The following is a 21455-nucleotide window of genomic DNA, read 5'->3' as shown; positions in this document are numbered from 1 at the left end:
TGACGCCATTCAGAAGGCAGACATCATGGAGCTGAATCCAGCGAACAGCGCCGGCGATTCGTCGTCGATCATTTCCTTCGATAAATCCACAGTGGTCGTGCTGGTCGCGATCAGCCTGCTTCTGGTCGAGACCTTTTCCGGGGCCCTGCGCTTCTATTTCGACAAGGCGGGTATCAGTCCGCTGCTTTACCTGCCCAAAGTCGCCTGCATCCTGTTGTTCGCGCTGGAGCTGCGGACCTTCAAAGCCGGACGGCTGTTCTGGACCTTCGTTATCGTGTGGGCGGTCTCCGGGCTGATCGCCATGCTGCACCGCGCCAGTCCGCACAACCTGGCCTTCAGCCTGTTTGCCCTGAGCCCGCTGGTGTTCGGGCTGGTGTGCAGCGAGCACCTGATCCATCGCAAAAAACTGCTGTGCTGGGCCATCAGGTTCTGCCTGCTTGCCTCGCTGGCGGGGGTGGCGCTGGACAAGTTCACCGCGGTGCCATGGAAGGGCTACAGCTACAACGTCGGCGAAACCGAGCTGAGTGCCAACACTACGTGGAGCGCGGACGATGTGGACCGCGTCGCAGGCTTTGCGCGGGTGTCCAATGTGCTGTCGATCCTGATCGCTTTCTACACCCTGTACCTGTTCATGTTCCTGCGCTCGCGACTGGTGATGATGCTGCTCAGTGCGGTGGCGCTCTACGCCATTGTGCTGACTACCAGTAAAGCGCCGGCCGGGGCGTTCGCCCTGACCATGGGCCTGTTGATGATTCAGCGCATGAGCTGGACCTGCCGGATTCTGTGCGTGCTGGTGGTGTTCATCGGGCTATTGCTGCCAACGCTTGGCATGGTCATGAGCTTCGACGCACTCACGGTCAGCAGCAGCGGCAGCTCGCTGGCATCGCTCTACGACCGGCTGATCAACACTTGGCCCAACGTGATCAATGCCCTGATCCGCGAAGGCTGGGTGCTGACCGGCGCAGGCTTCGGCATGGTCGGCAGCACCATGGGCATCTTCCCGGTGGAAGGCTCTGAAATCTTTCTCGGTATGGACAACTCGGCCCTGTACCTGTGGGCGATGCTCGGCGTGGTCGGCGGCTTGCTGTACACCCTGCAGATCCCACTGCTGTTCAAGCTGATCGAGGATGAAAGCCGGGTCGGTCGCATGCTGCTGTCGATCAGTGTCTGCTGGTGCCTGATCAGTTGGACCACGGACATGTTCGAAGTCGCCGTGGCCAATCTGTTTGCAGGTCTGGCCATCGGTTATGTCATCACCGCAAAGCAGGAGGCCATGACGTCCAGACCGGCCGACCTGCAACTGACCGCCCTGCCGAACCTGCGCTGAGGAGGCCGCCATGAAGCGCGCTTTACGCCACACCGCGTATCTCCTGCTGCTGGGCTGCCTGAGCGGCATGCCTGTGGCTCAGGCCGAATCGCCCTTTATCGTCGGCATCGCGACGCACTTGATGAACTTCGACCGCAAGCTCAAACAACCACTGGACCTGACCGCTCAGGCCGGCTTCAACTCGGTCAAGGACGACGCTTTCTGGTCAACTGCGGCACCCTACCCTCACGAGTTACGCATCACCGACAACTGGCGCAACTACCTGACCATCGCCCGCGAGCTGGAGATGAGCCGCTTGGCGATACTGGGTTACAGCACCTACTTTCACGACAACAAGAAGCCCCGAGACCCGGTGGTGATGAGCGCGTTTCTGAATTACGTCGATTACGTCACCCGCCAGTTGGGCAACCGCATCAGTTACTACGAGATCTGGAACGAGTGGGACCTGGAGGCCTCCGACGACCCTCAATTGGCGCTGGACTACGTGACGCTGGTGCAGAAAACCGTGCCCGTGATTCGCAAGAACACACGCAACGTCACCGGCCCGCCAGCGAAGATTCTGGCAGGCTCGGTGACGCCCGACGGCATGAGGTTCGGCTTCGCCGACCCGTTGATCGAAAGCGGCGCGCTGGACCTGGTCGACGGTCTGTCCGTGCATCCCTACGTCCACTGCTCGGCAACCGATGGCAATACACCTGAAGCCTGGGTGGGCTGGATGGCCGACTACGAGCAGTACATCCGCACCAAGGCTGGTCGAGACGTGCCGATCTACCTGACCGAAATGGGCTGGCCCAGCCATCAGGGGCCATGCGGCAAGAGCGAGACAACCCAGGCGCTGTACATGGCGCGTATCTACTTTCTGGCCCGCACCATTCCCAACGTCAAAGGCATGTGGTGGTTCGACCTCTACAACGACGGCCCGGATCGCTATGACCAGGAACATAACTTCGGCCTGCTCAACGAAGACCTCTCGCCCAAACCCGCCTACACCATGATGAAAGCCATCGCGCCGGTGGTTCGCGACTTCACTTACGACGCTCAGGCCAGTTCGCTGGAGCCGAACCTCTATCAGCTGCACTTCACCAAGGGCAACGAGCGGGTGCTGGTGGCGTGGGCCATCGGCAAGCCGCGTGATGTGCAGGTAGTCAGCCAGGCCAACATGAGCGGCCCGGTGCGCATGATCGACACCGCCTATGCCGAACGCGGCGAAGTGGACAGTCGTCAGTCCTGGCGCTGTGAAAGCGGGCAGTGTTCGGCATCGATCAACCTGATCAACTTTCCCAAGATCATCCGGTTGAGCCCGGTGAGTCATGGCGGGCAGATGGTTCGCAAAGAATAGTTCGCGAAGACTGACGACCAGGCGACACCTGATCGACTGAAGAAACACCACTTTGCGGGAAGCCCCAGCACGTCTTCGACGTAGCGCTGTCGCCCGGCGGAATCCGCAGCTCAATCACCCCGATCATCCACTGGCCGGCACTCTCCCATGGACTTCAGAAAAGACATCAATGGCCTGCGTGCCATCGCGGTTCTCGCTGTGCTGCTGTTCCACTTCCATCCCGCCTGGCTGCCGGGCGGCTTTGCCGGGGTGGATGCGTTTTTCGTGATTTCGGGCTACCTGATCACCGGCATCATTCTGCGCGGCTTACACACCGGCACCTTCAGCCTGACTGCATTCTATCGATCACGGGCACGGCGCATCATTCCGGCGCTGGCGGTGGTGTGCATCGCCTTGCTGTCGCTGGGCTGGTTCTACCTGCTGCCGCTGGACTACAGCGCTCTGGGAACACATGTCGCGAGCAGCCTGGGGTTCGTCTCCAACTTCGTCTACTGGCGCGAAGCAGGCTACTTCACTGCCAATGCCCACGAGAAATGGCTGCTGCACACGTGGTCGCTGTCGGTCGAATGGCAGTTCTATCTGCTGTACCCGATCACCTTGCTGGTGCTCAGTCGCTTCGTGGCGCTGAGGAATCTGCGCTGGTGGATTCTGGGCGGCAGCGTAATCGGCTTCGCGCTGTGCGTGTTTGCTTCGGCACGCTGGCCCGAGGCGTCGTTCTATTTGCTGCCAACCCGGGCCTGGGAGCTGCTGTTGGGCGGCGTGGCCTGCCTGTTTCCCTTCAAGCTGCGCAGCGCTCAGAAGCGCATGCTGGAAGGCGTCGGGCTGGCGCTCATGCTGGCAAGTTTCTTTCTGGTGTCGGTGCAGGACCTGTGGCCGGGCTATCTGGTGCTGTTACCTGTGCTGGGAACATTCGCAGTGATCATCGCTGCCCGGCAGGACTCGTTTCTGACCACTAATGCGCTGTCGCAATGGACCGGCAAGCTGTCGTACTCGCTGTACCTCTGGCACTGGCCGGTGGTGGTGCTGATGAACTACGCCGGCTGGCTGGGCGATGCCGATAACGTGCTGCTGGGCATGGGCATGGCTTTCCTGCTGAGTGTGGCTTCGTACGGCCTGATCGAAAGGCCCACAGGCCGTTGGCGCGAAGGTGCCCGCTGGAGGTTCGCCACTCTCGGTACGCTGGTTGCCATGGTTTTCGGCGGCGGCGCGGCAGTGAGTGCGACACAGGGCGTGGTCTCGCCGATGCGCGAGATCAGTCTGTCCGAAAAAGCGTCGTTCATTCAAGACTACGTCAATCGACAGCAGAATCTGTACGAGCCTTACTGGCTCAAGTGCGACGCGTTTTCTGCGTTCACTCAGCGCGGTCAGTCGGGCATCGATGAGTCGTGTACGCGCAAACAGGGCGAAGGCGGCGTGTTCCTGTGGGGCGACTCGCATGCGCAGGCGTTGTCGCTCGGTCTGCGCACCTTGCTGACCAGAGACACGCCGTTCTATCAGGTCGCATCCGCCAGTTGCCGTCCCAGCCTGAGCGTTCATCAAGGCCGCACATCGCCGACCAGCCGGGCCTGTGACTATTCCAACAGACTGGCCCTGCACAGCATCGAAACGCTGCACCCCGACATCGTGGTCATCGCGCAAAAGGACGGACACGACAAGACCGACTGGAACGGCATCGCGATCCGGCTCAAGGGTTATGGCGTGAAACACGTGGTGCTGATCGGTCCGCTGCCCCAGTGGAGCCCTTCACTGCCCAGCGTCATCGCCAACCGCCATTGGGGGCTGAATGAATCACACATCAGCGACCCGGCCCTCGACCAGAGCGTCATGGCCGTGGATCAGGCGACCCGGCAACTGGCGGCATCGGCGGATATCCAGTTCGTCTCCCTGATCGACAGACTCTGCGTGGCCGATGCCTGCCTCGTGCGGCTCGAAGATACCGACTCGCTGCTACAGATCGATTCGGGGCACCTGAGTACCGAAGGCTCGCTGTTTGTGGTGAAGAACTATGTGCTGCCGGAATTGGTGAATTAGCACCGTGTGCTGCGTCCGCTCCACACCGAGATCCCCGATCGTTCATACGCTCTGCGTGGTAACGCCTCTCAGGACGCTCTGCGTCCGGCCGTGAGGTGACGCGGAGCATGGGTACGATCAGCGTGACTGAGATCACTGATCGTTCCTACGCTCCAGCGTGGGAATGCCGCTCAGGACGCTCTGCGTCCGCTTCACGCACTCAATCACCTGTCTGCAAACGCTCGGCAAACCTCACCAGCTCGGCCAGTGAGTCGGCCTCCATCTTGCGCATGACCGAGCCGCGGCGGACTTTGACGGTGATTTCGCTGACGTTCAGTCGGGCGGCTATCTGTTTGTTCAGCAGACCGGCGACCACCAGCGCCATGACCTGCTGCTCGCCCGTATTGAGGCTCGCATGCCTGCGCTGCAGCTCGGCTTGCACCGCCGCGCTCTGGCGCCGCACGCGGTCCAGCGCCAGGCCTTGCTGAATGGCGTCCAGCAGGTCCTGCTCGCGAAACGGCTTGGTGAGAAACTCCACCGCGCCCGCTTTCATGGCCCGCACCGACATCGGAATGTCGCCGTGCCCGGTGATGAAAATGACCGGCAGAAAAATCCCCGAGCGCGCCATCTGCTCCTGAAAATCCAGACCGCTCATGCCCGGCATGCGGATGTCCAGAATCAGGCAACCCGGCGCATCGGGCCGGGGCGTGTCCATGAACTGCTGGGTGGAGCCGAACAGCAGACTGCGCAGCCCGACTGAGGCCAGCAAGTCTTCCAGCGAAGTGCGCACCGACAGGTCGTCGTCGATCACGTAGATGATCGGCTCTTCAGCCTGCGCAGCGGGATCGGTCGTGTTCATCAGGTGTCCATCTTTCCGGTGGGCAGGGTGAAGTGAAACGTAGCACCGACTGACAGCTCGGGCATTACCCAGATGCGCCCGCCGTGTGCTTCGATAATCGACCGGCTGATCGCCAGACCAACCCCCATGCCCTCCTCCTTGGTCGTGTAGAACGCATCGAAGATACGATCAATGTTTTCCGGCGCCACGCCCATGCCATTGTCACGCACCGAAAACTTCACCTCCCCGCCTGCGTTCACGTCCACCGTCACCGCCAGCCGGGCCTGACCGGGCTCGACCCTGCGCATCGCGTCCACCGCGTTGAGCATCAGGTTCAGCAGCACCTGCTGGATCTGCACCCTGTCCGCCAGCAGCGGCGGTAACCCCTCCGACACCTCGACCGTGAGCACGACCTGCTGCTCGTCGATTTCACTGTGGGCCAGCGATACGATTTCGGCCACGGTATCGGCCACGTTGATCCATTCCTTGTGCGCCGCCGAGCGCTTGGCGAGCGCCCGCACCCGCACGATGATATCGCCCGCCCGGTTGGCATCGCCGATCATGCGCGCCAGCGCCTGCCGCGCCCGGTCCAGATTGGCCGGCTCAGCGGCCAGCCAGCGCGTGCAGGCGTTGCCACTGGTGACAATGGCCGACAGCGGCTGATTGATTTCATGGGCGATGGACGCAGTCAGCTCACCCAGCATGTTGACCCGGGCGATCTGCGCCAGCTGTGAGCGCGCCTCGTGAACGGAGCGGATCGCCACCGCCATGCGCAGCGCCAGATAGGTCACCATCGCAATCGCCGCCAGGCTGATGATGCAGTTGATCAGCGCCGCCTCGCTGCCGCGCGATATCGTCAACTCGTAGCTGAGCACCGTCAGCGCCATACAGGTCAGCGCGATGGCGATCACACCGGCAACCGGCAGAAACCGGACCGCCATGAGCACCACAGCGATCTGGAACACACCGACGGCAATTTCCAGATCGGTCAGGGTGTCGGCAATGGCGATCACCACGGCCAGCCCCAGCAAGGCGGCCAGCCGAATCGCCATCGCAGCCTTGCCAAAGGATTCAGGCTCGCGCATCTGCAACCTCTCGCTCGTTCAAAGGGCCAGCGCAGTATGCGCCGACACGCCTCAGGATGGGTTATCCAGACTGAACTGATCCGCCAGCTCATCGTAGGCGAACAGCTCGGCATAACGTCCCCACTGGGTTACCGAGTCGAGCGTCTGGCGGGCATCGCTTTCGGACATGAAGTCTTCCAGTTGATCCCGAAAGCGGCGTGCCGGAGCGGTGTGCGTCGAGCGATCATCCAGAACCCGGCGAATATGTGCCACCAGCGGCACGAAGCTCAGCAGGTGCTGGGCGAACAGGTGCTTGCGCTCATCCACGTCCGCCAGCGCATAACGGTTGGCCGCAGGCAGCAAACGAATGTCGCCGCCCTTGAGTTCGGCGAAACGCAGCAGTTGCAGGACTTCGGCAATCGGGAACAGCTCGTCCGCGTTGTAATGCAGCGCACTGGCCAGCTCCGGCAGGTCGGCCTTCATGCCGTAGGGCGGCGCATGAATCGCCTCGATCAGACCGGCCAGCGCGTTGGTGGACACATGCGGCAGCACCATGCCCAGCCCGGTTCCAGGGAATACGCCCTGACGGGTTTCGCCTGCGTCGCTGTCCTGAGTCATCAGCACGTAGATTTCTTCGACCAGCGCCTGAAAGATCGGGTCCTGACGGTTGCGCGGCTGAGGCAGATCCACCTTGATTTCACTGATCACCCGCCCCGGATTGGACGAGAACAGCAGGATGCGATCACACATCAGCACCGCTTCGGCGATGTTGTGCGTCACCATTAGGATCGACTTGATCGGCATGCGGCCTTCGCTCCACATGTCCAGCAGATCGGTGCGCAGGGTTTCGGCGGTCAGCACGTCGAGCGCCGAGAACGGCTCGTCCATCAACAGCACGTCCGGGTCGATCACCAGCGCACGCGCCATGCCGACCCGCTGGCGCATGCCGCCCGACAACTCCTTGGGATAGGCACTCTCGAACCCATCCAGACCGATCAGGTCAATCGCCGCCAGCGCCCGCTTACGGCGCTGTTGAGCCGGAACGCCCTGAGCCTCAAGCCCGACCTCGACGTTTTCCAGCACTGTCAGCCACGGAAACAAAGCGAAGCTCTGGAACACCATGCCCACCGACATGGCCTTGCCCGGCGTACGGTCAGGGAAAATCACTTTCCCTTCGGTCGGCACTACCAACCCTGCGATGGAGCGCAGCAGCGTGGATTTGCCCGAGCCGGAGCGACCCAGCAGGCCGATGATTTCGTTTTCGTTGAGTTGCAGCGTCACATCGTCCAGCACCAGCCGCTCTTTGCTGGCCTTGCCGTACACATGACGAACCTTCTGCACATCAACCAGGCAACGCTTTTCGACAGCCATCATCGTGGCATCCTCCACACAACTAAATCACACAAGACTCAGACGTCGCTCGGCAAACCCATACAGCGGGCGCCACAGCAACCGGTTGAACGCGATCACGAAGACCGACATGACGGCAATACCCAGCGCGACCCGTGCGTAATCACCTGCCTGAGTGGCGTTGGCGATGTACGAACCCAGACCGGCGGCTTCCAGATGTTTGTCGCCCCAGGACACGGCCTCGGCCACGATGCTGGCGTTCCAGGAACCGCCCGACGCTGTCAGCGCGCCGGTAACGTAGTAGGGAAATACGCCCGGCAACGCCACCCGACGCCACCACTGCCAACCGCGCATGTTGAACAGGGTGGCCGCTTCGCGCAGGTCGGTCGGCAAGGCGCTGGCCCCGGCGATGACGTTGAACAGGATGTACCACTGGGTGCCGAGCACCATTAGCGGTGACAGCCAGATATCGGGATTCAGGTGCAGACCGACAATGGCGATCACGGCAAACGGAAACAGCACGTTCGCCGGAAAGGCCGCCAGAAACTGCGCGACGGGTTGCAACCGCTCGGCCCACACCGGGCGCAGACCGATCCACACACCAATCGGCACCCAGATCACACTGGCCACGATGATCAGCACGATCACCCGCAGCATGGTGGTCAGCCCCAGCCCGAGCGCGGTGGCCAGATCGCCGAACCCGAGCGATGCTTCGATGAACCGGAACAGGCAGACGCTGGCTGCCAGGCAACCGGCAATCACCAGCCCAAGCCAGGCAGTATCGAGGAACCGGCTGACACCTGGCGCAGGCGTGACTTTCCAGAAGCGCGTCAAACCGCGCCCATTGATCAGCATCAGGCCCTTCCAGGGCGCGACCAGCACAGTGCCCAGCAGCGGCGCGAGTCGGGAGCGGCCCAGCAGGCTGTACATCCACGAGCGAGGGCGCTTTTGCGAAGCGGTCTGCTCGAAACGAAACTTGTCCGCCCAAGCCACGACCGGCCGGAATAGCAACTGGTCGTAGGCCAGAATCACCAGCGCCATGGCCGCAACAGCCCAGGCAATCGCCGTCAGGTCTTTCTGCTCGATCGCCAGCGCCAGCCACGAGCCGATGCCGGGCAGATTGACGGTGGTGTCGCCCACCGAAATCGCCTCGCAGGCCACCACGAAGAACCAGCCGCCGGACATCGACATCATCATGTTCCAGACCAGCCCCGGAATGGCGAACGGCAGTTCTAGACGGGTGAACCTGAGTACCGGCGACAGGCCGAACTGACGACTGACTTCACTCAGGTCATTGGGCACCGTGCGCAGCGACTGATAAAAGCTGAACGCCATATTCCAGGCCTGGCTGGTAAAAATGGCAAAGATCGCCGCGCACTCGACACCCAGTTGCCGCCCCGGAAACAGGCCAATGAAGAAGGTCACGGTGAAGGTCAGAAAGCCGAGCACCGGGACCGATTGCAGAATATCCAGCGCCGGAATGATCACCTGTTCGGCCTTGCGGCTTTTGGCGGCCAGTGTGGCCACGATCAGGGTGAAGACCAGCGAGGCCGCCAGGGCGATGAACATGCGCAGCGTGGTGCGCAGTGCGTATTCCGGCAGGTTCGCCGGATCCAGGGTCATCGGGCTTGAGGTCAGCAGCGACAGCGGCTGGAACATCTGTCCGACACCGTGCAGCAGCAACGCAACGACCGTTGCCAGCAGGCCCAGGCAGACGATATCGACCCCATAAGGTGTGCGCGTTCTGGCGTCGCCATATCGGGAGACTCGCAGACGCTTGCCGGACTCGAAAATAGACTGCATGGGCTCACCTCGACGCGGCTGCACGAGTACGCGCCGGCAGCGTTTCAGAAAACGGACTGTCAGCGGATACATAAAAAAGGGCAGTGAGTGTTTAACCACTCGTTGTATAAAAGCTTATAGACTTTTGACGGGTGTTTAAAACCTGCAAACGTAGACGCTGCAGACCCGAAAGTATGAGTGTCATATACGAAGGTATATAAAGGCTTAACGGCCAACTGCGTATGGATAAACCACGAAAGGATAGTGAATGAAGGTATTTCGTTTTCTCGTTCTGACGTGCGCCTGGGTCTGTTTTCAACCCACAGCACTGGCACAGCCCTACGTGGCGGCCAGCACCGAGTGGCGTCCCTTCATCTATACCGACGAATACAACACGCTGCGAGGCGTCTCGACCGATATCGCTCGTCAGGTCTTCAGGCAGGCCAATATCGATGTGCAATTTGTTTCCTATCCGGCCAATCGCATGCAAGTGATGCTGGACAAAGAACAGATCGATATCAGTTATGCCGAATCACCGGGCTGGACCCGCGAAGAGGCCGCGAGCCAGTATGTATTCTCGGTGCCTTATCTGGCGGTACGCGAACACTTGTACTTTGCTGCGGATGATCCACTTTCAAGCGTGCCATTGAATGAACTGCGGGATGTCACGATCGGCATGATCCGGGGTTATACCTACCGCGCCCTGGACTCGGCCTTTCAGGAAAAGCGCATCAGCAAACTTGAAACCTCGGAGGACTCGGCGCTGCTGGAGTTGCTCGCCAACAAACGCGTGAATGCCGTCGCCATGGTCGATGACCTGTACGACTACCTCGCCACTACCCATCAAATAGATCCCGACCGATTCCGGCGAGGCGCTCTGCTGAATGAGTCGAATCTGTCGATCATGCTGTTGAACAGGCACGCCTCGCTGCTGCCGAAGATCAATGCCGCAATCCTCGACATGCAGCGCCGCGGCGAACTGCAGCGCATCCGCGATGCCTACCTGCCCAGCGCATCGACTAAGGCATGCGTCGTCGGCGGCAAGTCCTGCTGAACGCGATTTTGTGGGAGGCAGCGCGCCTCAAAGGTCCCTTATGCTCAGCCATCATATCCGGAAGTGGCTGACCAGCATTTGCAACTGCCCACCCAGACGCGCCAGTTCAACGCTGGAGGCGGCGGTTTCTTCGCTGGCTTCTGCGGTCTGCTCGGACACGTCGCGCACATTGACAATGCTGCGGCTGATCTCGTCGGCCACCGAGCTTTGCTGCTCGGCGGCGGCAGCGATCTGCTGGTTCATGGCCTGAATGTTCGACACGGTCCGGGTGATGCTTTCCAGCGACACACCGGCCTTGCGGGTCAGCTCGACGCTGCTGTCGGTCAGCGTGCGGCTGCCGAGCATGATCTCCGAGACCTGACGGGTGCCGTTCTGCAGACCGGCGACCAGGCTCTCGATTTCCTCGGTCGATTGCTGAGTACGCTGCGCCAGGCCTCGCACTTCGTCAGCCACGACAGCAAACCCACGACCTGCCTCGCCAGCGCGTGCTGCCTCGATGGCGGCGTTGAGCGCCAGCAGGTTGGTCTGTTCGGCCACGGCCTTGATCACGTCCATGACCTTGCCGATCTTGTCGCTTTCCTGCTCGAGCACAGTCATGGCGTCGGATGAGCGCACGACCTCGGCAGCCAGTCGTTCGATCTGGCCGATGGCCTCACCCACGACCTTGTCACCGGCGCGAGCTTCCTTGTCGGCATCGGCGGCAGCAACGGACGCCTGCTCGGCGTTGCGTGCAACCTCGTGCACCGTGGCCGACATTTCATGCATGGCGGTGGCAACCTGATCGGTCTCGACCTTCTGGCTGTTCACGCCAGCGCTGGTCTGTTCAGTGACCGCCGAGAGTTCTTCAGCCGCGCTGGCAATCTGCGTTACGCCGTCGCGAATCCCGGAGATCAGATCCCGCAGGGTTGCACCCATGCGCTGAATACCTTGTTGCAGCACGCCCAGTTCATCGCGACGAGTAACGACTTCGTTGTGCGTCAGGTCGCCAGAGGCAATGCGGTCGACAATCGCCAGGGTTTCCTGCAACGGACGCGTAATCTGACGCGTGATGATCACCGCAGCCAGAATGCCAAGGACCAGCACCAGCAGGATGCAACCGATCTGCAGGCTACGCGCCTGAGCAGTGTCGTCATCGCCGAGTTTCATTTGCAGGTCGTACAGCTCATCGCCCAGCTTGACGATGGTTGCGCCCTGCGTGGTCAGGTCCTTGCGCACGGTTGCAGCTTCGACAGTTGTGGCCTTGAAGGCTTCGACCGAACTGCGATAGCTGCGCAGTCCGTTCTCCAATTGCGCGACTCTGGCCGCGCCAAACGTGGATTTGAGGCTGTCCAGGTGCTGAATGGCGGTGTCCAGTTGCTGGAAGGCGGCCCTTTCTGATTTGTCATCGGGCTTGCCGGTGTAACCACGCACCTCATAACGCACCAACGTCAGGTCCTGCCGAGCGGTGTTCACCCACTGGACCTGATCGAAGCGGGCCGGGTCCGATGGGTCCATCTGCAGAACGGCATTGTTGAGCGCATCGATCGACTGTGTGGCGGTCGTGGCATTGGCCGTCATCTCGGCACGCACTCTGGCGCTGGTCTGGTAGACCGCCCGCATCTGGTTCAACGACGCTTCATAAGCGCGAATGACGTCGGTGAGCTGGCCAAGAGGCTTGACGTTGACCGGGTTGGTGAACGTGCCGAGCAGCGATTGCTGGTGCTTCTTGAAGGTATCCAGCTTGCCCTGCATGTTCTGCGCTGCGGTTTCGTCGCCATCGGTCAGCATGTATTGCAGACGGGCAATGCGCAGGTCGGTCAGTTTGTTACCGAGTTGGGTGATGTCACCGATTCTGTCGGTGCGGTAGATGAGTTTGTCGAGGCTGGTCCAGCCGACGAGCGCGAGTATGGCAGTAAAAAAAAGGACCGCCCCAAAGCCCAGGGCCAACTTCATGTTGACGCTGATGTTCGCAAAGCTGCTGTTCATGCAATCTCCTGAATATGCTTTTTATGCGCAACGAAAGAGCTGAAGATTTGTTTTTATGAACAGCAAACCTGCGCGCCAGAGCTATCGGCCGGCATCAGGCATAACTTGACCAAAAAGACAGAATCAGCGGCAAGAGCGCTGATTCAGGGAGATTCGCTGTGCGTCGACACAGCGATTTGACGTGGCAAATGGGGAAGCGCGAGAGCGTCGCCTCCCACAAAAACGTGTTCGTTCAGCAGAGAACGTTTATTCAGCCAAATCACGTCCCAAGCTTGAAGCGCGACACCACCGAGCGCATTTCGCTGGCGACGCGGCCCAGTTCGCTGGCCGTGGTGGCGTTGTTTTCGATGCCCTGCATGAGCGTTCCGGAACTGGTGCGGATGCCCATCACGTTGCGGTTGATGTCTTCGGACACGGCATGCTGTTGCACGGCGGCGCTGGCGATCTGGGTGTTCATTTCCACGATCCGCTCCACGCCCTGACTGATGCTCGACAGACTGCCCGAAGCTTCGCCAGCGGCACTGATGCACGCCTGTGCTTTCTGCTGACCGGCCTGCATCTGCTGCACGGCAGCCTCGGTCGCACCCTGCAACTGCTGGATGATGTTGCGGATTTCTTCGGTCGACGACTGGGTACGCGACGCCAGCGTGCGCACTTCATCGGCCACCACGGCAAAGCCACGGCCCTGCTCGCCGGCCCGCGCCGCTTCGATGGCAGCGTTCAGCGCCAACAGGTTGGTCTGGTCGGCGATGGTGCTGATCACCTGGATCACGCCACCAATCGACTGGCTGTGCAGCGCCAGCGCCTGGACTTTCTGAGCGCTGAGTTCCACTTCTTCGGCCAGAGCCTGGATGGTCGAATGCGCCTGATGCATGACCCGCAGCCCGGTACGCGAAGCCGCGTTGGCTTCGTCAGCGGCCTGCGCGGCACCTTCGGTGTTTTGCGCGACGTCAGCGACGCTGGCAGTCATTTCGTTGATGGCGGTCGCCACCTGTTCGGTTTCGGCCTGCTGCGCGTTCATCGACTCTTTGGCCAGACTGATGGAGTTGCCCAGACGCGCAGCCACTTCGGACAGCTCGTAGGAAGTGCGATCCATGTGCGAGATGGAGCCGGAAAAAGCTTCGGCCATCATATTCAAGCCATTGCCGATATCGGCTACTTCGTCCTGGCTGGTGACATTGACGCGTGCACCCAGATCACCGTCGGCCAAACGGCGCGTGACCTCAAGCAAACCGTCGATGGCCAGACGCAAGGCCTTGTAGATGCTGCAGAACGCATAGAGCAGCAACAGGCCCATGATCACGCACATGCCGATGACGATTTCGCGTTGCAGCAGCAGTGCGTCGTAACGTGTGTCCAGTTCGCCTTGCAGCGATGTCTGGATTTCGTCCTGTGCTTTGTAGAACCCAGCAACCACTGCGTTGCCACGAGCACTGAACGATAGCCCTTGTTGAGTCGACAGGGAGGTGCCCGATACATAAGCCTTGAGGTCATCGCGATAGCTGTCCATCGCGGCAATGGCTGCTACGACCGGCGCGTTGACGCGTTCAGTCAGTTCAGGCGCACGACGCTTGAGCAAACGAATGCTCTGTTCCAGTTCAAGCCGGGTTTGCGCTTCCTGTTTGAACAGGCTGTCGAGCGAGCCTCGCATGCCGGGGCTCAGATTCTGCCCGGTGCTCAGGGCGGCAGATATTCCGCGGATCTGCCCGGCCATATTGATCTGGCGCGGCATGCGGATGGTGCTCAGATCGATCAGGAACAGCGACGCATAGTCTTCATCCAGCACCAGCCCGGACGTGGCCGACAGGTAATAAATGAAGTTGAGGGTCTGGGTCAGTTGCTCATTCCACTGAGCGAACGCTTCATCAGGCGATGCACCGGGCTTTACGCCGTCCATGATCGTGCGAGCACCGTCACGCAGGCGCTGAACGCGGCTTTCAGTCTCCAGCGTGCGGCCCTGACGAGCGTCAATCTCAGCCAGATTGGCGAACGCGGTTTCGAGCTGGCTGCGATTGGCGACGAGGTCTTGCGCGGCTGCGGTATCGCCCGTCAGCATGCGGTTGGTCAGTGCGCGCTGCAGCATGGAAAGGCGCAGTACCGGTGTCACGACATGCAGGTATTCACGACCCATACGCTCTTGCGCGACGGTGTCGATACTTGCATTTAAACTGTTGAACACGCGCATTCCGAGCACAAGCAGCGGAATCACGATGATGATGGCAAGGACAGCGAATTTGGCAGGAAAGCGCAGGCGGTTAGTCAGGTAGATACCGGGCGACAGAATATTCATATCGTTCTCTTTATAGTAAGGGGGCCTGATCCGGCTGAAAGAACTCCCTTCTTTACGTCGCGACAGGTGGCAATAAGTCACGTTTACAAATGGAGGGTGTACCTGACCAAGTGAAGGCATTGTGACATCACTTCAGAGCTTGCCCCGATTGGTTAGTTCAATGGGGGTCATGCAATCTGATACCGACCTATCGGCGTGCTGGCGAAAAACGTGAGGAAGGGAACCGGACAAAACCCGAGCATCTGTCAACTAGCTCAACAGGCGCCTTGTGTAACACACTGTTTCCAATACCAATTGGCGAGAACGTGCTGGAAAGCAGCCGTGGGTGGTTATTCGGAATCGCCTCTGGCGCCGTCCCGATTCTTTTTGAAACCCCGGAGATTGATGACGCAGAGACCTGCCTGCAGCACGATCAGCGCATAGGCATGGGCGTGAAGCCCCCAGATGATCCAGAGGACGTTGCTGAAGATGAAGCACCAGAAGGCGAGCATGCGCCTGGCAGGTCGTTGCGACCCGATGAACCAGGCTGCCAGTAACGTCACGGCCATTGCTGGCCACTGAATCAGATCAATCACATCACCTCCATCCACCATCGTGCGACATCGGACCTGCACGCTGGTGAACGTCTATCACCTGCTCGGTTATCGAACCCTACGCCCGTTTCCACTCCACATTCGAAAGCCCCAGTTTCTCGGCCTGAGGTTTGCTCAGCTTCGGTACTCTGTCGGAACGGTACTTGGGAATCGCGCCAAACCCTGCATCAACCGTCGCCCAATGCCAGGCTTCCTGATTGTCCATGTCGACGGCCCTGATGTAGAAAGTCTTATAGCTACCGTGCAATAAATAATCGATCCGGTAGTGTTTTTCATCAGCCATTTTGTTACTCCTGCTTTGTCCACTCGCAAAACAGATCGTGCTCATTTCAAAAAATTCCCAGTATTTTAAACCCTGTTTCAGGCGATATCATATAGCCATAATTCACGTACCCTCGTTTGGATTTAGACTCCACAAATTGATTCATAGGTATTATTAATAAGTGCAAAAAAACCGACGTCTCCAGACTGTCCCCGGCAACAGGATGCACTCCCCGTCATCAGGCGCTGTCCGCCGACTTTGTGAAACTTTCCACCTGCAAGTGGGGAATAACGAAATTCTATTGAACTCACTTTTTTCAACCATTCATCCCGTCACTGCATAGTTTCGAGCAACGTTCTGCGCCTCGCTCTTTCATAACCCATGACTGCACCGCATCGTGTTCAACCCATGGACACATGCTTACCGAAAGAGCCAGCCTGAGGAAATGATATGTTCATACATAACAAGCGCCTTCAGTACACCGTACGTGTAGCCCGTCCGAACCCGGGGCTTGCCAACCTTCTATTGGAACAATTCGGCGGCGCGCAAGGCGAGCTTGCCGCAGCAGGCCGCTACTTCACCCAGGGCCTGAGTGAGGACGATCCCGGTCGCAAGGATCTGTTGATGGACATCGCGACAGAGGAACTGAGCCATCTGGAAATCGTCGGCTCCATTATCGTGATGCTCAATAAAGGCGCCAAGGGCCAGTTGGCGGAAGGTATCGAGGAAGAAGGCGAGTTGTACCGGTCCCTGAACGGCGCTGGCAATGACTCCCATATCACCAGTCTGCTGTATGGCGCCGGAGCGCCGCTGGTCAACTCCGCAGGTGTGCCATGGACAGCTGCCTACATCGACACAATCGGCGAGCCGACCGCAGACTTCCGCTCCAACATCGCTGCCGAGGCACGGGCCAAGATCGTGTATGAGCGTCTGATGAACGTCACGGATGATCCGGGCGTAAAAGATGCGCTGGGCTTTTTGATGACGCGCGAGATCGCTCACCAACTGTCCTTCGAGAAAGCCCTGCACGCCATCCAGCCCAACTTCCCTCAAGGCAAGTTGCCCGGCATGCCCGAGTTCACCAACAAGTACTTCAACATGTCGGGCGAGCCCAATGTGCGCGGCGCCTGGAACCAGGGCGGCGAGTGGGAATACGTTGAGTCGCCACAACCGGCAGTGGATGGAGGCGACGGTTCCGCATCGGTGACGTTAAGCGCCAATGACGCCGAGGTTCTGGAAGCCATGAAAATCCGGACCATGTCCGACCCGGAAGCCAACCCCATTACCGGCGCAGACCTGGGATCAGGATTCGTGCAAGGTAAGGAAAGTTGATAACAGCGCGTTGAACCGTTATTGAGGATGAGCATCATGAAAACAAACCGTACACGTGTCACGACGAAGATAGAGATGGGTAACGCCGTCTTTGATAAAGGACTTCAATCTTTTGATGCAGAGGCACGTCTGGCCCGTCGAGGTTTTCAAGTAGTGATGGCCACCAAAGTATTCGGTGTTGCGTCGCTGCTGGATAATAACTTACCGAGTCGATAACGCTGCCATCACCATGAACGGCCTCGTTTAACGGCGGGGCCTGTTCAGGCAAACACGATAACCGGCCTTGCGCCGGTTTCTTTATGGATCAAAGAAAGGTTATTAATGGCTGATCAGGAACCGTATCAAATAACCGCATGACCCAGTTCCTCAACAGAGGTCCCGATCATGCGGCATTACTGCATACGTTACTGTTTGGCAGCGTCACCACCGTGAGCGGCGGCCAGTTTTTTGGCATGCTCCAGATGCCCTTCCAGCGTAGGAAGCGTTGCCTTGGCGAACGCCTTCAACTCTGGATCCTTACCATTCTCGGCTTCTTCCTTGAACAGTTTGATGGTCTGCTCGTGCGCCATAACCTGATTGTTCGCATAGGCTTGGTCAAACGATTTCTCGCGCATTTCCAGAATCAACGCTTTGGCCTGGTCCATCAGCATGGGGTCGTCGGAGACCTCAAGATTCTTGCTCTTTGCAATGCTGCTCAATTTCTCATTGGCTGCGGTGTGATCCTTTACCATCTGTTGGGCAAACGCTTTCACATCTGGTGAAATACCCTTCTCATCCTGGGCAAGCTTTCCGACTTGAACCTCGGCGATGCCTTTGGCAGAGGCATCTTTTACAAAGTCTTCAGCATCAGCGGCAAACGCCACCTGCGAACCCAGCGACAGCGTTACTGCAAGAGCGCTCATACGAAAATAGTTGGTCATTTTCGGTCATCCTTTTTTATGGGCCAGATACGTCGTCGATGACGACACGACTTTTACGACCCCTCTCGAAAATCTGCGTTCAGCCTTTTTGACCGTCGGCCTGCGCGCCGTCAATCAAGTTGCAACTGGTCGGGTGACCTGTCGGTTTTTCGGAACGGGACTATGCCTGCTCTGTCCACAGGCAAGTCACCGGGCGGCAAGCAGCGCGTCCCGAGAGAACAATAAGGACGGCAGGTTCAAGCATGAAGATCGTCGAAGACGTGGTGTCTTATCTACACAATGAAAAGTTGTTACTCGTCACTGCCGAATCCTGCACAGCAGGCGAGATCGTCACGCTGCTGGCACAGATTCCCGGCAGCGGCTCGCGGATCGAGTGCGGCTATGTGGTGTATTCCCCTGAAGCCAAACAGCGAGTACTCGGCGTCAAACCCGAGACCATTGAGCAGTTCAATCTGACCAGTTGCGAGGTGGCTCGGGAGATGGTGAAGGGGGCGCTGCATGAAAGCCCTGCAACTGTGGCTGTCGCGACCACAGGCATCTGCGGTCCTGACGATGTGGACGGCATACCCGCCGGAACCGTCTGCTTCGCCTGGGGTTTTGTGAAGGATGGACAGCAACACATCGTCAGTCGTCAGCATCGCTTTCAGGGAGACAGGGAATCAGTCCAGCATCAGGCGGCGTTATACGCGCTTGAGCACATTCCGGCGTTTCATCGGCAATGCAATTGATTGGACCAGCAAAACGCCACCCATCGGCCGCAGGCAAAAAACGCTGAATTTTCCAAACGGCCCGGCACTCTTTTTTCAATAGAACAACAGAAAGTCTCGTGCGACCGCTTCTCTCGTGACTCTCAACTGCCGAGGTACGATTTTTATGACGTCTCTTCAGCTGATGACAGGTAACACTGTCGTCAAACCGACTGTAGTGGAAGAAGAATCAAAGGCTGTCTATCAGTCCTTGTTGAGTGAGAGCACTGACGAGTCGCGGCACGAGGCAGTCGCTTTTCTTGAGCACTGCCTTGCGATGGCAGACCGGGAAAATTGCGAGCTGCCACCGCAGCCGGAAGCACTCGAACACTGGATCGAGCAGAACGTCGGCCAGGTCGCTGAGCAATACGCGACTTATCTGGAGCAGCGCCGCTCAGGTCAGCCGCGCCGTTTCTTCAAGAACAAAGCCCATGCGATGTATTTCATCCAGCAGGTCGCGCCCACCAAGCTGGTCGATGGCGCCTGGCTGTATGGACTGCTGCCGCATTGGGCGGACTACCGTTTTCACGGTCTGATTCGCACCTACCTCGAAGAGCTGGGCGATGGCGAGCAGGCGCAGAATCATGTGTCGCTGTACCGCAAGCTGCTGGCCGATCTGGACTGCGACACCAACGTACCGCTGCCGGACGAAGCCTACCTGCAAGGCGCTATCCAGCTGGCGTTGGGGCAGTCGGGCGATGAGTTTCTTCCAGAGGTGATTGGCTACAACCTGGGTTATGAACAACTGCCGTTGCACTTGCTGATCACCTCGTTCGAGCTGAACGAGTTGGGCATCGATCCTTACTACTTCACCCTGCACGTGACGATCGACAACGCCAGCACCGGCCATGCGCGCAAAGCTGCGCAGAGCGTCATGGCGCTGTTGCCGATGGGCCAGAAGCGTGACGCGTTCTACCGTCGGGTCGCCAGCGGCTACAAGCTCAATGAGCTGGGCATCGGTTCATCGGCCGTCATTCAGTCGTTCGACCTGGAGCAGGAAGTGATCGCCATGCTCGAGCGCAAACGCACCTTCGGCCAGCACATGCATTCCGACTACTGCCGCCTGGATGGCAAGACCGTCAACGAATGGCTCGCCAGCCCCGATCAGATTCCCGAGTTCCTTAGCGTTCTGGAAAACCGTGGCTGGATCAAGCGCCACGAAGACCCGATCCACAGCCGTTTCTGGCAATTGTTCGAAGGTGTCGGTGCACCGATGTTCGGTGTGTTCAACGGCTACGAAAAACAGCTGGTGCACGATTGGATCGCTGGTGACTGGCTGCCGGACGGCAGCGCCCAGCCCAGCACAGGCAAACGTCTGCCCGAAGCGTTCCGTTCAAGGTTCCGCAACCTGCCGGGCAGCGGCCAGCCTGTTCCTGCACAGGCAAGCGATGCCGCAGCGGACGCCGATCCGGATGTGCGTGAACTGCACCTGAAACTGGAGTCCGTGGCGGCAACCGAGAAGATGCCCGTGCTGATCGAAAGCCTGTCGCCCGCCCGCCATTCGAGCGCCGCAGGTCTGTACGCCACGCGCCTGTTCGTCTCGCACATGGCCGAGCGCATGACGGGAGTCCCAGCATGAGCCTGACCTTGCCGGACCGCATGGCACTGACCACCCTCGCCCAAAAACTGGCGGCGGGCGGTTATCGCTTCATCACCCCGACGCCACTCACTCACCAGCGCGTCAACGAGCGCCCGGAAAATCGCACGGCCCTTTCGCTGCGTGATGTCTTCGGCTGGAGCCGGATCATTCCCGAGTCCATGCTGCCAGCCTCTGAAGCCCAAGGCCTTCTGGAAGCCGGGATTCTGCAGCGTAGCGAGGACGGCTTGAAAAGTCGGGTCAGGTTCTCGAGCCTGGATGATCTGCTTTTGGTGCATTCCGCCTACCCGACCCACGATGAAGATTCGGTATTTTTCGGGCCAGACACGTACCGTTTTGCACAGTCAATCAAGGGCCATCTGCAACGCACATCGCACTCTATAAAACGCGCTGTGGACATCGGGTGCGGAACGGGGGCAGGCGCGTTGCTCATTGCACAGGCTCGTCCTGATACGCAGGTTCACGCGGTGGATATCAACCCCAGAGCCTTGCATTTTGCGCAGGTCAACGCCGCCATCGCGGGCATTGGAAATCTGACGTGCAGCCAAAGCGATATCCTCACCGGCCTGACTGAAAGCTTCGACCTGATCGTGGCCAACCCGCCCTACATGAAAGACACCCAGAAACGTGCCTATCGCCATGGTGGAGATTCGCTGGGCGCGGACCTTTCAGTGCGTATCGTGCACGAATCCATCGACCGCCTCGCCCCCGGCGGTTCGCTGCTGCTGTATACCGGTGTCGCCATGACCGGCGAGCGGGATCCTTTTTTCGAAGCTGTCAAAGACGCTATCGATCACGCCGAACTGACCTGGACGTACCGCGAGCTGGACCCGGATGTGTTCGGAGAAGAGCTGCTTGAAGAAGGTTACGAAGAGGCCGAGCGGATTGCAGCGGTCGAATTGATCGTGACACGTCGAGGCTGAATTAGACTTATCCACAGCCTGAAGCGGTCTTTGGAGCCTTGATATACCCACACGATGCCCGAA

General features: G+C 59.3%; 17 protein-coding genes and 3 pseudogenes. 9 read left to right on the top strand and 11 right to left on the bottom strand.

Annotated features, from left to right (window positions below):
- Nucleotides 1–25: 25 nt before the first annotated feature.
- From AC0IXS_RS14905 to AC0IXS_RS14895, 3 genes are all read left to right on the top strand, one after another.
- The gene (locus tag AC0IXS_RS14905) at nucleotides 26–1327 is read left to right on the top strand and encodes a hypothetical protein (RefSeq protein ID WP_471824991.1); all 1302 of its coding nucleotides are present in this window, start codon (nucleotides 26–28) and stop codon (nucleotides 1325–1327) included.
- A 10-nt stretch (nucleotides 1328–1337) separates the two neighbouring features.
- Nucleotides 1338–2666 (top strand): glycoside hydrolase family protein, encoded by a 1329-nt coding sequence (locus tag AC0IXS_RS14900; RefSeq protein ID WP_449122070.1) that lies wholly within the window; start codon nucleotides 1338–1340, stop codon nucleotides 2664–2666.
- Nucleotides 2667–2813: 147 nt separating this feature from the next.
- On the top strand, nucleotides 2814–4697 hold the full coding sequence (locus AC0IXS_RS14895) for an acyltransferase family protein (protein WP_122668841.1): 1884 nt from the start codon (nucleotides 2814–2816) through the stop codon (nucleotides 4695–4697).
- Nucleotides 4698–4896: 199 nt separating this feature from the next.
- Here the strand turns inward: AC0IXS_RS14895 and AC0IXS_RS14890 are convergent, their stop codons facing one another.
- From AC0IXS_RS14890 to AC0IXS_RS14875, 4 genes are read right to left on the bottom strand one after another with little or no spacing between them, the layout of a single operon-like run.
- Nucleotides 4897–5535 carry a response regulator transcription factor gene (locus AC0IXS_RS14890; RefSeq protein WP_057409831.1) on the bottom strand — a complete coding sequence of 213 codons (639 nt, stop codon included), beginning with the start codon at nucleotides 5533–5535 and terminating at the stop codon, nucleotides 4897–4899.
- The gene (locus AC0IXS_RS14885) at nucleotides 5535–6599 is read right to left on the bottom strand and encodes a sensor histidine kinase (RefSeq protein ID WP_471824988.1); all 1065 of its coding nucleotides are present in this window, start codon (nucleotides 6597–6599) and stop codon (nucleotides 5535–5537) included. The genes AC0IXS_RS14890 and AC0IXS_RS14885 overlap by 1 nt, the downstream gene beginning before the upstream one ends.
- A gap of 51 nt (nucleotides 6600–6650) precedes the next feature.
- Complete coding sequence (locus tag AC0IXS_RS14880; protein WP_088236329.1) at nucleotides 6651–7952, bottom strand: ABC transporter ATP-binding protein; 1302 nt, start codon at nucleotides 7950–7952, stop codon at nucleotides 6651–6653.
- Nucleotides 7953–7976: 24 nt separating this feature from the next.
- Nucleotides 7977–9731: an ABC transporter permease gene (locus AC0IXS_RS14875; protein WP_191957954.1), complete on the bottom strand. Its 1755-nt coding sequence runs from the start codon at nucleotides 9729–9731 to the stop codon at nucleotides 7977–7979.
- A 247-nt stretch (nucleotides 9732–9978) separates the two neighbouring features.
- Here AC0IXS_RS14875 and AC0IXS_RS14870 point away from each other — a divergent pair, with 247 nt between their 5' ends.
- On the top strand, nucleotides 9979–10764 hold the full coding sequence (locus AC0IXS_RS14870; RefSeq protein WP_057409834.1) for a substrate-binding periplasmic protein: 786 nt from the start codon (nucleotides 9979–9981) through the stop codon (nucleotides 10762–10764).
- Nucleotides 10765–10815: 51 nt separating this feature from the next.
- On the opposite strand, the pseudogene AC0IXS_RS14865 reads toward AC0IXS_RS14870, so the two are convergent.
- From AC0IXS_RS14865 to AC0IXS_RS14840, 6 genes and pseudogenes are all read right to left on the bottom strand, one after another.
- Nucleotides 10816–11409, bottom strand: a pseudogene (locus AC0IXS_RS14865) (methyl-accepting chemotaxis protein); the annotation flags it as partial.
- 309 nt (nucleotides 11410–11718) lie between these two features.
- Nucleotides 11719–12696, bottom strand: a pseudogene (locus tag AC0IXS_RS14860) (methyl-accepting chemotaxis protein); the annotation flags it as partial.
- 292 nt (nucleotides 12697–12988) lie between these two features.
- The gene (locus tag AC0IXS_RS14855; protein ID WP_414709719.1) at nucleotides 12989–13699 is read right to left on the bottom strand and encodes a methyl-accepting chemotaxis protein; all 711 of its coding nucleotides are present in this window, start codon (nucleotides 13697–13699) and stop codon (nucleotides 12989–12991) included.
- Nucleotides 13700–13858: 159 nt separating this feature from the next.
- Nucleotides 13859–14026, bottom strand: a pseudogene (locus tag AC0IXS_RS14850) (HAMP domain-containing protein); the annotation flags it as partial.
- Nucleotides 14027–15348: 1322 nt separating this feature from the next.
- Entirely contained in the window at nucleotides 15349–15612 is a 264-nt protein-coding gene (locus tag AC0IXS_RS14845; protein WP_122668837.1) for a hypothetical protein, read from the bottom strand.
- 58 nt (nucleotides 15613–15670) lie between these two features.
- A complete protein-coding gene (locus AC0IXS_RS14840) occupies nucleotides 15671–15895 on the bottom strand; it encodes a DUF6555 family protein (RefSeq protein WP_004882389.1) in 225 nt (74 codons plus the stop codon).
- Nucleotides 15896–16324: 429 nt separating this feature from the next.
- On the opposite strand from AC0IXS_RS14840, the gene AC0IXS_RS14835 reads away from it, so the two are divergent.
- A complete protein-coding gene (locus tag AC0IXS_RS14835) occupies nucleotides 16325–17206 on the top strand; it encodes a manganese catalase family protein (protein WP_122668836.1) in 882 nt (293 codons plus the stop codon).
- A 36-nt stretch (nucleotides 17207–17242) separates the two neighbouring features.
- On the top strand, nucleotides 17243–17422 hold the full coding sequence (locus tag AC0IXS_RS14830; protein WP_029244195.1) for a hypothetical protein: 180 nt from the start codon (nucleotides 17243–17245) through the stop codon (nucleotides 17420–17422).
- Nucleotides 17423–17610: 188 nt separating this feature from the next.
- On the opposite strand, the gene AC0IXS_RS14825 is transcribed toward AC0IXS_RS14830, so the two are convergent.
- A complete protein-coding gene (locus AC0IXS_RS14825; protein ID WP_057409839.1) occupies nucleotides 17611–18126 on the bottom strand; it encodes a DUF4142 domain-containing protein in 516 nt (171 codons plus the stop codon).
- A gap of 242 nt (nucleotides 18127–18368) precedes the next feature.
- Here AC0IXS_RS14825 and AC0IXS_RS14820 point away from each other — a divergent pair, with 242 nt between their 5' ends.
- The 3 genes from AC0IXS_RS14820 (at nucleotide 18369) to AC0IXS_RS14810 (ending at nucleotide 21392) form a co-directional block, all read left to right on the top strand.
- Nucleotides 18369–18854, top strand: a complete 486-nt coding sequence (locus AC0IXS_RS14820) for a CinA family protein (protein ID WP_471824984.1) — start codon at nucleotides 18369–18371, stop codon at nucleotides 18852–18854.
- 145 nt (nucleotides 18855–18999) lie between these two features.
- A complete protein-coding gene (locus tag AC0IXS_RS14815; RefSeq protein WP_471824982.1) occupies nucleotides 19000–20451 on the top strand; it encodes an iron-containing redox enzyme family protein in 1452 nt (483 codons plus the stop codon).
- Entirely contained in the window at nucleotides 20448–21392 is a 945-nt protein-coding gene (locus AC0IXS_RS14810) for a methyltransferase (RefSeq protein ID WP_471824980.1), read from the top strand. The genes AC0IXS_RS14815 and AC0IXS_RS14810 overlap by 4 nt, the downstream gene beginning before the upstream one ends.
- Nucleotides 21393–21455: the final 63 nt, after the last annotated feature.

The organism is Pseudomonas sp. AC016 (assembly GCF_979253365.1).
The sequence above is the reverse complement of the archived record's forward strand: the minus strand, read 5'-3'. Positions and strand labels throughout refer to the sequence as shown.

Bases quoted from the DNA above. Each gene is read 5' to 3' on its own strand.
- AC0IXS_RS14905 (WP_471824991.1), top strand. From the start codon at position 26: ATGGAGCTGAATCCAGCGAACAGCGCCGGCGATTCGTCGTCGATCATT.
- AC0IXS_RS14900 (WP_449122070.1), top strand. From the start codon at position 1,338: ATGAAGCGCGCTTTACGCCACACCGCGTATCTCCTGCTGCTGGGCTGC.
- AC0IXS_RS14895 (WP_122668841.1), top strand. From the start codon at position 2,814: ATGGACTTCAGAAAAGACATCAATGGCCTGCGTGCCATCGCGGTTCTC.
- AC0IXS_RS14890 (WP_057409831.1), bottom strand. From the start codon at position 5,535: ATGAACACGACCGATCCCGCTGCGCAGGCTGAAGAGCCGATCATCTAC.
- AC0IXS_RS14885 (WP_471824988.1), bottom strand. From the start codon at position 6,599: ATGCGCGAGCCTGAATCCTTTGGCAAGGCTGCGATGGCGATTCGGCTG.
- AC0IXS_RS14880 (WP_088236329.1), bottom strand. From the start codon at position 7,952: ATGATGGCTGTCGAAAAGCGTTGCCTGGTTGATGTGCAGAAGGTTCGT.
- AC0IXS_RS14875 (WP_191957954.1), bottom strand. From the start codon at position 9,731: ATGCAGTCTATTTTCGAGTCCGGCAAGCGTCTGCGAGTCTCCCGATAT.
- AC0IXS_RS14870 (WP_057409834.1), top strand. From the start codon at position 9,979: ATGAAGGTATTTCGTTTTCTCGTTCTGACGTGCGCCTGGGTCTGTTTT.
- AC0IXS_RS14855 (WP_414709719.1), bottom strand. From the start codon at position 13,699: ATGACTGCCAGCGTCGCTGACGTCGCGCAAAACACCGAAGGTGCCGCG.
- AC0IXS_RS14845 (WP_122668837.1), bottom strand. From the start codon at position 15,612: ATGGTGGATGGAGGTGATGTGATTGATCTGATTCAGTGGCCAGCAATG.
- AC0IXS_RS14840 (WP_004882389.1), bottom strand. From the start codon at position 15,895: ATGGCTGATGAAAAACACTACCGGATCGATTATTTATTGCACGGTAGC.
- AC0IXS_RS14835 (WP_122668836.1), top strand. From the start codon at position 16,325: ATGTTCATACATAACAAGCGCCTTCAGTACACCGTACGTGTAGCCCGT.
- AC0IXS_RS14830 (WP_029244195.1), top strand. From the start codon at position 17,243: ATGAAAACAAACCGTACACGTGTCACGACGAAGATAGAGATGGGTAAC.
- AC0IXS_RS14825 (WP_057409839.1), bottom strand. From the start codon at position 18,126: ATGACCAACTATTTTCGTATGAGCGCTCTTGCAGTAACGCTGTCGCTG.
- AC0IXS_RS14820 (WP_471824984.1), top strand. From the start codon at position 18,369: ATGAAGATCGTCGAAGACGTGGTGTCTTATCTACACAATGAAAAGTTG.
- AC0IXS_RS14815 (WP_471824982.1), top strand. From the start codon at position 19,000: ATGACGTCTCTTCAGCTGATGACAGGTAACACTGTCGTCAAACCGACT.
- AC0IXS_RS14810 (WP_471824980.1), top strand. From the start codon at position 20,448: ATGAGCCTGACCTTGCCGGACCGCATGGCACTGACCACCCTCGCCCAA.